The sequence below is a fragment of the Streptomyces sp. NPDC005775 genome, from assembly GCF_042871565.1.
Lineage (GTDB): Bacteria > Actinomycetota > Actinomycetes > Streptomycetales > Streptomycetaceae > Streptomyces.
In genome coordinates this window covers 12,352-25,238 of sequence record NZ_JBIAIU010000019.1, presented here as the reverse complement: position 1 = coordinate 25,238, position 12,887 = coordinate 12,352, and the positions used below count along the sequence as shown (strand labels likewise).

The 12,887-nt window shown below is 69.2% G+C and carries 11 protein-coding genes; 9 read left to right on the top strand and 2 right to left on the bottom strand.

The features are described 5' to 3' along the window. Positions 1-76: 76 nt before the first annotated feature. Positions 77-1,072 carry an ABC transporter permease gene (locus ACFYPA_RS33295; RefSeq protein WP_359085319.1) on the bottom strand — a complete coding sequence of 332 codons (996 nt, stop codon included), beginning with the start codon at positions 1,070-1,072 and terminating at the stop codon, positions 77-79. A 421-nt stretch (positions 1,073-1,493) separates the two neighbouring features. Between ACFYPA_RS33295 and ACFYPA_RS33290 the strand changes: the two genes are divergently transcribed. From ACFYPA_RS33290 to ACFYPA_RS33265, 6 genes are all read left to right on the top strand, one after another. After that, on the top strand, positions 1,494-3,125 hold the full coding sequence (locus ACFYPA_RS33290) for an ABC transporter substrate-binding protein (RefSeq protein ID WP_359085298.1): 1,632 nt from the start codon (positions 1,494-1,496) through the stop codon (positions 3,123-3,125). 115 nt (positions 3,126-3,240) lie between these two features. Then, on the top strand, positions 3,241-4,164 hold the full coding sequence (locus ACFYPA_RS33285; RefSeq protein WP_389136113.1) for an ABC transporter permease: 924 nt from the start codon (positions 3,241-3,243) through the stop codon (positions 4,162-4,164). Next, positions 4,157-5,131, top strand: coding sequence for an ABC transporter permease (locus tag ACFYPA_RS33280; RefSeq protein WP_359085299.1), 975 nt, complete (start codon positions 4,157-4,159; stop codon positions 5,129-5,131). The genes ACFYPA_RS33285 and ACFYPA_RS33280 overlap by 8 nt, the downstream gene beginning before the upstream one ends. A 13-nt stretch (positions 5,132-5,144) precedes the next feature. Continuing rightward, entirely contained in the window at positions 5,145-6,122 is a 978-nt protein-coding gene (locus ACFYPA_RS33275) for an ABC transporter ATP-binding protein (protein WP_359085300.1), read from the top strand. After that, positions 6,112-7,458 (top strand): dipeptide ABC transporter ATP-binding protein, encoded by a 1,347-nt coding sequence (locus ACFYPA_RS33270; RefSeq protein WP_359085301.1) that lies wholly within the window; start codon positions 6,112-6,114, stop codon positions 7,456-7,458. The genes ACFYPA_RS33275 and ACFYPA_RS33270 overlap by 11 nt, the downstream gene beginning before the upstream one ends. Before the next feature lie 220 nt (positions 7,459-7,678). After that, positions 7,679-8,728 carry a hypothetical protein gene (locus tag ACFYPA_RS33265; RefSeq protein WP_359085302.1) on the top strand — a complete coding sequence of 350 codons (1,050 nt, stop codon included), beginning with the start codon at positions 7,679-7,681 and terminating at the stop codon, positions 8,726-8,728. Positions 8,729-8,730: 2 nt separating this feature from the next. Here ACFYPA_RS33265 and ACFYPA_RS33260 read toward each other — a convergent pair whose 3' ends face one another. Further along, positions 8,731-10,821, bottom strand: coding sequence for a prolyl oligopeptidase family serine peptidase (locus tag ACFYPA_RS33260; protein WP_389136198.1), 2,091 nt, complete (start codon positions 10,819-10,821; stop codon positions 8,731-8,733). Between the two features lie 211 nt (positions 10,822-11,032). On the opposite strand from ACFYPA_RS33260, the gene ACFYPA_RS33255 reads away from it, so the two are divergent. The 3 genes from ACFYPA_RS33255 to ACFYPA_RS33245 all read left to right on the top strand — a co-directional run bounded on the left by ACFYPA_RS33255 (position 11,033) and on the right by ACFYPA_RS33245 (position 12,651). Next, complete coding sequence (locus ACFYPA_RS33255; RefSeq protein ID WP_018100847.1) at positions 11,033-11,227, top strand: hypothetical protein; 195 nt, start codon at positions 11,033-11,035, stop codon at positions 11,225-11,227. A gap of 84 nt (positions 11,228-11,311) precedes the next feature. Further along, positions 11,312-12,208, top strand: coding sequence for an N-acetyl-1-D-myo-inositol-2-amino-2-deoxy-alpha-D-glucopyranoside deacetylase (gene mshB, locus ACFYPA_RS33250; protein ID WP_389136109.1), 897 nt, complete (start codon positions 11,312-11,314; stop codon positions 12,206-12,208). After that, on the top strand, positions 12,205-12,651 hold the full coding sequence (locus ACFYPA_RS33245; RefSeq protein ID WP_359085305.1) for a DUF6113 family protein: 447 nt from the start codon (positions 12,205-12,207) through the stop codon (positions 12,649-12,651). The genes mshB and ACFYPA_RS33245 overlap by 4 nt, the downstream gene beginning before the upstream one ends. The last annotated feature ends 236 nt before the right edge of the window (positions 12,652-12,887 follow it).

The window sequence follows — 12,887 nt, the reverse complement described above, 5'->3', positions numbered from 1 at the left end:
TGCCTCATAGGGACGATCGGAACGGATGGTGCCGGCCGTGCGTGCTGCACTGAACGGGCCGGTTGGAGCCGGGGAACTACCGCTTGGACTTGGGGTCGAGCGCGTCGCGCACCGAATCGCCGAGCAGGTTGAAGGCGAGGACGAAGATCACCATCGACAGGCCCGGGAAGAGCATGAAGGTGAGGTCCTCGGTGTAGAACTGCGCCCCGCGCTGGATCATGACGCCCCAGTCCGGGGTCGGGTCGATGATGCCGACGCCGAGGAAGGCCAGGCCCGCCTCCGCGGTCACGAACGCGGGAAGCATCAGCGTGGACTGGATGATGATGGGTGTCCACAGGTTGGGCAGCAGCTCCTTGAACACGATGCGCCTCGGTGACGCGCCCGTGACCTTGGCCGCCTCGACGAACTCCCTTTCGCGCAGGCCGAGTACCTGGCCGCGCAGCAGACGGGCGATGGAGGCCCAGCCGAAGGCGGAGAGAACCAGGATCAGCGAGATGGCGCGCAGGCTGGTGGGGATGTTCTCGTCGGGGGCGACGAACAGCCCGTAGACGACCGGCATGAAGGCGATGAAGAACAGCGTGGAGGGGAACGACAGCAGGATGTCGATGATCCGTCCGACGAAGTAGTCGGTCCTTCCGCCCAGGTAGCCCGCCGTGATGCCCACGATCACGCCGACGAGGGTGGTCAGCAGGGTGGCGGCGAGGGCGATGCTCAGTGAGGTGCGGATGCCGTAGAGCAGGAAGGTGAAGACGTCACGTCCCAGCTGCGGCTCGATGCCGAACCAGAACTCCGAGCTCATCCCGCCGTTGGGCCCTGACGGGTACGCGAAGGGGTCGAGGAGCTCCGGCCGGTCGCTGGCGTAGGTCGTGTACGGGTCCTTGCCGTACAGCTTCGCGATCAGAGGTGCCGCCAGCGCGATCACGAAGAAGAACACGACGATCCAGGCGGACACCACGCCGGTCTTGTCGCGCTTGAAACGGATCCAGGCAAGACGGCCCGGACTCCTGGATGTGGCTCCCTTGTCGGCGCTGTCGGGCAGCCGGGACTCCCCGGTCACGTCGGTGGGCGTCATGTCCACCGACAGACTGGGGGCCGGGGATGGCAAGGTCATCGTGCTCCTGTCCCCGTACGGAACGGCGTCCTCCGGGTGGGAGGAGTGTGAAGAAGAGGTTGGGATGGACCCAATCAATCGAGTTGACACCGGTCAATCGGCTGTGGAAGTCCATACGGGGTCTTTAGGTCCTTGACCTGAACTTGACACATCCAAGGTGAAACAGGAGTGGACGGGCGTTGCACAGGAAGGGTGTTCCGGGTGATCTCGGGCGGTCGTGTCCGATCAGACACGTGTCCTTTTCGTTATCCGGATCTCTCGGACACGCGTTCTTCCCTTCGGGTGGCGGGCTGACACATTCGGCCGTAGTGCGGGTGCAGTGATCCGCTTATGAGGCGATATTTGACCTCACGTAAGACGGAGCACTACGAGGAGGCACTCCATGCGCGGAGCCACACAGGTGAAGTGGGCCGCATGTGCGGTCGCCGTCGCTCTCGCGGCGACGGCCTGCGGCGGAGGGGACAGCGGCGGTGGTGGCGGTGGTGCCGATGGGATCGTGAGCTCTTCCTGGGGTGACCCGCAGAACCCGCTGGAGCCCGCCAACACCAACGAGGTGCAGGGCGGCAAGGTCCTCGACATGATCTTCCGGGGGCTGAAGAAGTACGACCCGAAGACCGGCGAGGCGACGAACATGCTCGCCGAGAAGATCGAGTCCAAGGACAACCAGAACTTCACCATCACGGTGAAGGACGGCTGGACCTTCAGCAACGGCGAGAAGATCACCGCCAAGTCGTTCGTGGACGCGTGGAACTACGGCGCCCTGTTGAAGAACAACCAGAAGAACGCCTATTTCTTCGGTTACATCGATGGATACGACAAGGTCCACCCCGAGACCGGCTCGGCGAGCGCCACCACGCTCTCCGGGCTCAAGCTCGTGAACGACAAGACCTTCACCGTCAAGCTGACACAGAAGTTCTCCCTGTGGCCCGACACCCTCGGCTACCCCGCCTTCGCTCCGCTGCCCAAGGCCTTCTTCACCGACCACGCCGCGTGGGTCTCCAAGCCGGTCGGCAACGGCCCCTACACGATCGACAAGTACACCAAGGGCTCGTCCATGAACCTGCGCAAGTGGGCCGACTACCCCGGTGACGACAAGGCGCAGAACGGCGGGATCGACCTCAAGGTCTACACCGACAACAACACCGCCTACACCGACCTGACGGCCGGCAACCTCGACCTCGTCGACGACGTGCCCGCCTCACAGCTCAAGAACGTCAAGGCGGACCTCGGCGACCGCTACATCAACACCCCGGCCGGCATCATCCAGACCCTCGCGTTCCCGTTCTACGACAAGCAGTGGAACACCCCCGGGGCCATCAAGGTCCGTCAGGGCCTCTCCATGGCGATCAACCGCGACCAGATCACCAACCAGATCTTCCAGAAGACCCGCACCCCCGCCTCGGACTGGACCTCCCCGGTCCTCGGCGACGAGGGCGGCTTCAAGAAGGGGCTGTGCGGCAAGGAGTGCACGTACAACGCGGCCGAGGCCAAGAAGATGATCGAGGACGGCGGCGGTATCCCCACCGGCCAGCTCAAGATCTCGTACAACGCGGACACCGGTTCCCACAAGGAGTGGGTCGACGCCGTCTGCAACAGCATCAACAAGGTCATGGGCAACAACAAGGCGTGCGTGGGCGCCCCGGTCGGCACCTTCGCCGACTTCCGCAGCAAGGTCTCCCAGCAGAAGCTGCACGGGGCCTGGCGCGCGGGCTGGCAGATGGACTACCCGCTGATCCAGAACTTCCTGCAGCCCGTCTACTACACCAACGCCTCGTCCAACGACGGCAAGTGGAACAACAAGCAGTTCGACGGCCTCGTCAACAAGGCCAACGCCGAGTCGGACAAGGCCAAGGCCGTCTCCACCTTCCAGGACGCCGAGAAGGTCATGGTCCAGCAGATGCCGGTCATCCCGCTCTGGTACCAGAACGGCAGCGCCGGCTACTCGGAGAACGTCACCAACGTCTCGCTGAACCAGTTCAGCGTCCCGGTGTACGAGCAGATCAAGGTCAAGTGATCTGAGAGGCGCCGGGTGACCTGCGGCCGCCGGGTGACCCGCGACCGGTCACCCGGCTTCCCCGTCCCCGGCCCCCGATGACACCTCAGCCACCCCGCGACCCCCGGAGCCCTTCATGGGACGTTATGTGATCCGGCGGCTGCTGCAGATGATCCCGGTCTTCTTCGGCACCACGCTGTTGATCTTCCTCATGGTGAACGTGATGGGTGACCCCATCGCGGGCCTCTGCGGCGACCGCCAGTGCGACCCGGCGACCGCCGCCCAACTCCGTTCCGAATTCGGCCTCGACAAGCCGGTCTGGCAGCAATACCTGACCTACATGGGCAACGTCTTCACCGGCGACTTCGGCACCGCGTTCAACGGGCAGAAGGTCACCGAGCTGATGGCCACGGCCTTCCCCATCACGATCCGCCTCACCGTCATCGCGATCGTCTTCGAGATCGTCATCGGCATCAGCCTCGGCGTCGTCACCGGCCTGCGCCGCGGCCGGCCCATCGACACGATCGTGCTGATCCTGACCCTGGTCGTCATCTCCATCCCGACCTTCGTCACCGGTCTGCTCCTCCAACTCCTGCTCGGCGTGGAGTGGGGCGTCATCAAACCCTCCGTCTCCAGCGAGGCCCCGCTCAATGAACTGCTCATCCCCGGGCTCGTGGTCGCCTCCGTCTCGCTGGCCTACGTCACCCGGCTCACCCGTACCTCCATCGCCGAGAACGCCCGCGCCGACTACGTGCGCACCGCGGTCGCCAAGGGCCTCCCCAGGCGCCGCGTGATCATCCGCCACCTGCTGCGCAACTCGCTGATCCCCGTCGTCACCTTCATCGGTACGGACGTGGGCGCCCTGATGGGCGGCGCGATCGTCACGGAGCGGATCTTCAACATCCACGGCGTCGGCTACCAGCTCTACCAGGGCATCCTGCGCCAGAACTCGCAGACCGTCGTCGGGTTCGTCACCGTCCTGGTCCTCGTCTTCCTGGCGGCGAACCTGATCGTCGACCTGCTGTACGCCGTACTCGACCCGAGGATCCGCTATGCCTGAGCAGACACCGGACGAGGCGATCTCGTCGGCCGGAGCCGGCGGGACGATGGACCTCGCACTCGACGAGGGCGACAGCCTGGAGAAAACGCCCGGCGGACCCGACGGGACGGGCCCCGGCACCAAACCGCAGAGCCTGTGGTCCGACGCCTGGCGCGACCTGCGCCGCAACCCCGTCTTCATCATCTCGGCGCTGATCATCCTGTTCCTGGTGATCATCTCGATCTGGCCGCAGCTCATCGCCTCCGGCGACCCGCTCGACTGCAACCTGGACAAGGCGCAGGAGGGCTCCCAGTCAGGCCACCCCTTCGGGTACGACGGCCAGGGCTGCGACGTCTACACCCGGGTCGTGTACGGCGCCCGGAACTCCGTGACCGTCGGCATCTGCTCGACCATCGGCGTCTCCCTGATCGGCAGCGTCCTGGGCGGCCTGGCCGGCTTCTTCGGCGGCTGGTGGGACGCGATCCTCTCCCGCCTCACCGACGTCTTCTTCGGCATCCCCGTCGTCCTCGGCGGACTCGTCTTCCTCTCCGTGGTGACCAGCTCCACCGTCTGGCCGGTCATCGGCTTCATCGTCCTGCTGGGCTGGCCGCAGATCGGGCGCATCGCCCGCGGCTCCGTCATCACCGCCAAGCACAACGACTACGTACAGGCGGCCCGGGCGCTCGGCGCCTCCAACGGGCGGATGATGCTGCGCCACATCGCACCGAACGCCATCGCCCCCGTCATCGTCGTGGCGACCATCGCGCTCGGCACGTACATCTCCCTGGAGGCGACCCTGTCGTTCCTCGGCGTCGGCCTGAAGCCACCGGCCGTGTCCTGGGGCATCGACATCTCCGCCGCGTCGCAGTACATCCGCAACGCCCCGCACATGCTCCTCTGGCCCGCCGGCGCGCTGGCGGTCACCGTGCTCGCGTTCATCATGCTCGGCGACGCGGTGCGCGACGCCCTCGACCCCAAGCTGCGCTGAGGAGTCCGCTGCCATGTTGCTCGAAGTGCGCGATCTGCACGTGGAGTTCCACACCCGGGACGGGGTCGCCAGGGCCGTCAACGGGGTCAACTACTCGGTGGCCGAGGGCGAGACGCTCGCCGTGCTCGGCGAGTCCGGCTCCGGCAAGTCGGTCACCGCACAGGCGATCATGGGCATCCTCGACATGCCGCCCGGAAAGATCAGCGGCGGCGAGATCCTCTTCAAGGACCGCGACCTGCTGAAGATGAAGAAGGAGGAGCGCAGGAAGATCCGCGGCCAGGAGATGGCCATGATCTTCCAGGACGCGCTCTCCTCCCTCAACCCCGTGCTGACCGTGGGGGAGCAGCTCGGCGAGATGTTCGTCGTGCACCGCGGACTGTCCCGCAAGGACGCGAAGACCAAGGCAGTCGAGCTCATGGACCGGGTCCGCATCCCGGCCGCGAAGGAGCGGGTCGGGAACTACCCGCACCAGTTCTCCGGCGGCATGCGCCAGCGCATCATGATCGCCATGGCGCTGGCCCTGGAGCCCTCGCTGATCATCGCGGACGAGCCCACCACCGCCCTCGACGTCACCGTCCAGGCCCAGGTGATGGACCTGCTCGCGGAACTCCAGCGCGAGCTGAACATGGGTCTGATCCTCATCACCCACGACCTCGGCGTCGTCGCCGACGTCGCCGACAAGATCGCCGTGATGTACGCGGGCCGCATCGTGGAGACCTCACCGGTCCACGACATCTACAAGGCGCCCGCGCACCCGTACACCAAGGGCCTGCTCCGCTCCATCCCGCGCCTGGACCAGAAGGGCCAGGAGCTGTACGCGATCAAGGGCCTGCCGCCCAACCTGCTGCACATCCCGCCCGGCTGCGCCTTCAACCCGCGCTGCCCCAAGGCCCAGGACGTCTGCCGCACCGACGTGCCGCCGCTGTACGACGTGGCCGAGCACCGTCAGAGCGCCTGCCACTTCTGGAAGGAGACGCTCGATGAGCGCTGACCACTCGGGGCGCAGGGGAGCGCGCGAAGAGGGCGAGATGGCGCGCACCCTCCTGTCCAAGTCGCGGCAGCAGAGCGCGTACGCGGGCGGCGAGCCGATCCTGGAGGTACGCGACCTCGTCAAGCACTACCCGCTGACCCAGGGCATCCTGATCAAGAAGCAGGTGGGAGCCGTCAAGGCGGTCGACGGGGTGTCCTTCGACCTGGCGGCCGGCGAGACGCTCGGCGTCGTGGGGGAGTCCGGCTGCGGCAAGTCGACGGTCGCCCGGCTGCTCGTGCACCTGGAACAGCCGACGGCCGGTGCGATCCGGTACAAGGGCGAGGACGTCACCAAGCTGTCCGGCCGCGCGCTGAAGGCCGTACGCCGCAACATCCAGATGGTGTTCCAGGACCCGTACACCTCGCTGAACCCGCGGATGACGGTCGGCGACATCATCGGGGAACCGTACGAGATCCACCCCGAGGTCGCCCCGAAGGGTGACCGGCGGCGCAAGGTGCAGGACCTGCTGGACGTCGTCGGCCTCAACCCGGAGTACATCAACCGCTATCCGCACCAGTTCTCCGGCGGTCAGCGCCAGCGCATCGGCATCGCCCGCGGCCTCGCGCTCAACCCCGAGATCATCGTCGCCGACGAACCCGTGTCCGCCCTCGACGTCTCCGTCCAGGCCCAGGTCGTCAACCTGCTGGACCGGCTCCAGGCGGAGTTCGGCCTCAGCTACGTGTTCATCGCCCACGACCTCTCCATCGTCCGGCACATCTCCGACCGGGTCGGCGTGATGTACCTCGGCCGGTTCGTGGAGATCGGCACGGACGAGGAGATCTACGAACACCCCACGCACCCGTACACCCAGGCGCTGCTCTCCGCCGTGCCGGTGCCGGACCCGATGGCGCGCGAGTACCGCGAGCGGATCATCCTGCACGGCGACGTGCCCTCGCCCGCCAAGCCGCCCTCCGGCTGCCGCTTCCGCACCCGCTGCTGGAAGGCGCAGGAGCGGTGCGAGCTGGAGGTGCCGCTGCTGGCGGTCCCGGCGGCCTTCCGGCTGACGGATACCCCGGCCAGGCACGACTCGGCCTGTCACTTCGCGGAGGAGAAGCGGGTGGTGCCGCCGGAGGGGACGCTGGAGCAGGTGGGTGTGGCCGGTGAGGCCGGCGGCGCTGACGGCGGTGTGGCCGGTGAGGCCGGCGGCGCTGACGGCGGTGTGGCCGACGAGGGGGTCGGACCGGACGTGGAGACGGGGGGCCGGGAGGCGCGGAGCGGCGACGACGGTCCTCCTCCGGAGGCCGGCAACGGCGACGACGGCGGCCCGCCGCCCTCCGGCAGCAGCAGGGTGAGCTGAACCGCCGGTCCGTTAACGCGTGAGCAACTCCGCTGTCTCACGTCCGATATACGGACCCGTCAGCATGGACGACGTACGGCCGTGCGGGTGCCGTGGACCGGCCGGAAGGAGTGGAACTCCTTCCGGCCGGTCGCCCGACGGGGCAGCGCCGACGGCCCTCTTGCCGGGAGGCCGGGCGCGGGGGAGTATCGCTGAGGTGATACTCACCCGTGGAGCAAGAGTGACCGGCGCCGCTCTCTGCGCGGTGCTCGCCGTGATCGTCGCGAGCTGGCTCGTACGGGACATCAGGGCAGTGGACGCCGACCAGTTGTGGCGCTACTGGGCCGGCTTCGGCGACGCGCGCCCGCAGGCGATGCCCGCCACCTCGCCCCTGGACGTCGTCCTCCTCGCGGTGTACGTCGTCGCCACCGTCGCCGCACTCCGCTCCTCGGTCGCCGCCACCGTGCTCGTCGCCACCGGAGTGATCACCCTTGCCGTACGGCTGCCGGGACTCTGGGCCATCGGCAGCCGCGGGATGGAGTCGGCGTTCTCCGACGACCTGCGCTCACGGGCGCTGATCTGCGCCTTCGTCGCCCTCGCCGCGGGCATCGCGCTCCTCATCACCGCCGGGGCCGGCCGCCGCCCGCCGGTCGGTTCCTACGAACCGCTGCCCACCCGGCCCGGCCCGGGCGCCTCGGTCGCCGCGTTCCTGATGCTGGGCGCGGCCGGGGCGGTGCTGATCGCCTGGGAGATCCGGCAGATGGTGAAGTACCCCGAGATCTATCCCGAGTGGTATGTGGGTGGCGACCGCATCCCGCACGGGGTGATCGACCCGCCGCCCGGCTGGGACACCGCGGCGCTGGCGCTCCTCTGTCTGGTCGCGGGAGTGAGCGCCCTCTTCCACGCCGTGCACGCGCGGCCGTTCGGCCTGGTGGCCGCCGCGCTGCTGCTGCCCGAGGGGGCGCTGGGCGTGGCCCGGGCCGTGCACCACGACCTCCTCGACGACTTCGGTTCACTGCCGACGGAGGCCCAGCTCACGCTCCTGAGCTGGATGTTCGAGCTGATCGCCGCGCTGGTTGTACTGCTGGCGCTGGCGCCCCGGGGCTTCGCCGACGTCCCCGGCCCGTACGGACCGGGGCAGGGCCCCGGGTACGGCCCCGAGTTCGGGCCGCCCGGCTACGCCCCCGCCCCTCACCCGGGCCACCAGCCGCCGGCCCCGGGATACGGGTACCCGCAGGGTGGCGGCTTCGGGCCTCCTCCGCCGCCGTCGCAGCCGCCGCCGGGCTGGTAGTCCTACGAGTCCTGCATGCCGAGTGACCGCTTCAGGAAGTCCACCTGGAGCAGCAGGAGGTTCTCCGCCACCTTCTCCTGCGGGGTCATGTGAGTCACCCCGCTCAGCGGCAGCACCTCGTGCGGCCGGCCCGCCGCGAGCAGCGCCGACGACAGCCGCAGGGTGTGAGCGACCACCACGTTGTCGTCCGCCAGACCGTGGATGATCATCATCGGGCGGACCTGCTCGGCGGCGTGCGAGAGCCCTTCGTCGGTGAGCAGCGAGTTGTACGCGTACACCTCGGGCTGAGTCGCCGGGTCGCCGAGGTAGCGCTCCGTGTAATGGGTGTCGTAGAGCCGCTGGTCGGTCACCGGGGCACCCACGACCGCCGCGTGGAAGACGTCGGGCCGCCGCAGGACCGCCATGCCGGCCAGGAAACCGCCGTACGACCAGCCCCGGATGCCCACCCGGCCCAGGTCCAGCGGGAACCGCTCGGCGAGCGCGTGCAGCGCCTCGACCTGGTCGTCGAGGGTCAGGGCGAGGTCGTGCTTGACGGCCTTCTCCCAGCCGGGCGAGCGGCCGGGAGTCCCGCGGCCGTCCGCGACGATCACGGCGAAACCCTGGTCGGCGAACCACTGCGAGGTGAGGTGGGGATTGTGGGCGGCGAGGACCCGGCGGCCGTGCGGCCCGCCGTACGGATCCATCAGGACCGGAAGCGGACCATCCGATTCCTTGTAACCGGTGGGGAGCATCACGGCGCACGGAATCCGCCGTGCGCCCCCTTCGGTGAGCTGAGGCCGGGCGGACAGGACCGGCTGCTCCGCGTGACTGCCGACGGTGGCGATCTCCTTCCCGTCCCGGAACACCCGTGCCGTCGCTCCGGGTACGTCGAGCGCCGTGGAGACCATGACGGTCACCCCGCCGGACCGGACCGCCGCGTGCACGCCCACGCCCTCCGAGACCCGTTCGACGCCCAGCTCGTTGACCCGGTACACATGGCTCTCGCCCGTCTCCGGCTCGGCCGCACGCTCACCCGCCGACGCCGTCACGAGGAGATCGGACTCCCCGATGTCCAGCACCGCCTGGATCTGCAACTGGGCCCCGGTCAGCAGTCGGTCGCCGACCGCGAGGACCCGCGCCCCGCCCTCGTCCGCGATCCGCACCAGTCGCCCGTCCGGCGCCCACGCGGGCACCCCGGGGAACAGCTCCAGCCACACCGGGTCCTCGTCCGCGTGCACCGTCCGCGTCGCCCCGGTCTCCGGGTCCACCGCCAGGTACAGCTGACTCTGCTGGTCACGGGCCTGCACCAGCAGCAGCGGCGCCCCGCCGGACGACCAGTGCACCCGCGCCAGATACGGGAACCGGGCCCGGTCCCACACCACTTCGGTACGTTCCCCGGCCAGCCCCACGACGAACAGCCGCACCTCGGCGTTGGGCGTACCGGCCGCCGGATACGCGATCTCGGCGGGCTTGCGGTCCGGGTGCGCGGGGTCGGCGATCCACCACCGCCGCACCGGGCTGTCGTCGACCCGGGCCACCAGCAGCCGGTCCGAGTCCGGTGACCACCAGAATCCGCGCGAGCGCTGCATCTCCTCGGCCGCGATGAACTCCGCGAGGCCGTAGGAGACCTGCGCGTCCTCCGGCTCCACGAGCGCCCTGTCCCCCTCGCCCTCGGCGCCCACGACGCGCAGCGCGCCCTTGGACACGTATGCGATGTGTAGCCCGTCGGGGGAGGGGCGCGGGTCGATCACCGGGCCGGGCACGGGCAGCGCACGCGCCGTTCCGGCCCGCAGCTCGGCGACGTACACCTTCCCCGAGAGGGCGAACGCCGCCAACTCGGCCCTCGCGTCCACCGCGTAGCCCACGATCCCCGACGACCCCTCGCGGCTCCGCTCGCGGCGCGCCCGCTCCTGGGCCGAGAGCCGCTCCGCCGAACCGCCCAGGAGCACCGCCGGATCGGCCACGACCCGCTCGCGCGGGGCCTTGCCGTCGCTCAGGTCCAGCACCCAGAGCCGGCCCGAGCGGTCGGTGCCCGAACCCGAGCGCAGGAAGACCACCCGTTCACCGTCGGGTGAAACCGTGAACGCGCGCGGTGCACCGAGGGTGAAGCGCATCGTCCGGGCCAACTGCAGCGGGAAGGTGATCTCTGGCGAAGTCATATGCCGAACCTATCGGCCGCCCCCGCCGTCCGTGCGCCCCTCGTGCTGCTGTGCCCCGATCAATGCGTTGCCACGGATAGTTATGATCCGTAGCGCTCGGTGGGTATGAACCTGCTGGCTCCATGCGTGCTGCCCGTCCCGACCGTACAGATGGAGGTGAACCGTCGTGGCGCTCTCGATTTCGGCGGTGGTGCTGCTGGCGATCATCGTCTTCCTGCTGATCCGGAAATCCGGACTGAAGGGGGGACATGCGGTCGTCTGCGCGCTGCTCGGTTTCTATCTCGCCAGCTCGTCCATCGCGCCCACCATCTCCGAGCTGACCACGAACGTGGCCGGCATGATCGGGGGCATCAAGTTCTGACGCCGGTGGTCGTGCGCTGCCGTTCGGCCTCGCCGGTGTGGCCGCCGTCGGTCCGGGGGGCCGTCGGCTCGTAGGGTGGTCCCCATGACGGACCTTCCCGCCCGGCGTCTGCTCCTGGTGCACGCGCACCCCGACGACGAGTCGATCAACAACGGCGCCACCATGGCCAGGTACGCGGCCGACGGCGCCCTGGTCACGCTGGTGACCTGCACGCTCGGAGAGGAGGGCGAGATCATCCCGCCCTCGCTCGCCCATCTCGCCGCGGACCGGGAGGACTCCCTCGGCCCCCACCGTCGTGGTGAACTCGCGGCGGCGATGAAGGAGCTGGGGGTCGCCGACCACCGCCTCCTCGGCGGCGCCGGCCGGTACCGCGACTCCGGAATGATGGGCGCCGAGCAGAACGGGCGCCCCGGCGCCTTCTGGTCCGCCGACGTCGACGAGGCCGCCGGACACCTCGTGGAGGTGATCCGCGAGGTGCGCCCGCAGGTGCTGGTGACGTACGACCCCGAGGGGGGCTACGGGCACCCCGACCACATCCAGGCGCACCGGGTCGCGACGCGCGCCGCCGAACTGGCCGCCGACCCCGCGTACCGCCCCGCCTCCGGCGCCGCGCACACCATCGCCAAGACCTACTGGAACCGGGTGCCCCGCTCGGTCGCCGAGGAGGGCTTCGCCCGGCTGCGGGCCACCGCCCCCGACGCGTTCGGGGGCGTCGCCGAGATCGGCGACGTACCGGGTGTGGTGGACGACGCCCTGATCACCACCGAGATCGACGGCGTCGGATGCGGCGAGGCGAAAGTCGCGGCGATGCGGGCGCACGCCACGCAGATCGCGGTCGACGGCCCCTTCTTCGCGCTGTCGAACGACCTCGGTCAACCCGTCCTCACCACCGAGTACTACGAGTTGGTGAGCGGCCCCGCCGACGGAGGGGGCACCCGCGAGCAGGATCTCTTCGCGGGCCTGACGGAGGCGGACCGGTGAGCGGGAACAGGCCCCGGGCGGCGCGGACCAACGCCCCTCCGAGGGACATTCCGGCCACCGGCCTGGCCGCCCCCCTCAACCCGCGCCGGATCGCCGCCCTGCTGGGCCTGGCGGTTCTCGGCGCCCTCGTCGGGATCGCCGGAACACTCGTCCAATCCGCCTGGTTCCCCGGCGGATTGCTGCTGGCCCTGCTCGCGTCCGCAGGTCTCTTCTACGGCGGTCGGTGCCTCATGGGCACACAGCCCGGGGCCGTGGCGCCTGCCGCGGGGTGGCTGATTTCGGTCATTGTTCTGCTGGGTGGTAGACCCGAAGGGGACTACGTCTTCGGGGACGAACTGGGCCTGGCCCTCTTCATGCTGGGCGGCATGGCCATCGCTGTGATCTGTGCCACCATGTCGCGGACGCCTCAACTGGGTGCCGAAAGCGGCCGACCTGGCAAGTAATGTGCCACGTCCGATCCCGTAATGCTCTCGCTCCGTCCGGGGGGTGGGTAGTCGTTTCCCCCGGTCGCGGGGTGTCTGTCGGCCGCGGCCAGTAAGGTGGTTCGCGCGCCTAGTCGGGTGCTGAAGATCTTGGCCGGGTTCGAGATGCCTGGCACGCACAACTGTGGCGTTTGCTGAACGCCCTAATAGCTCCGCTGTGAGGACGCTCCGGCGCCTTGCGGCTGCACGCGCCAGGC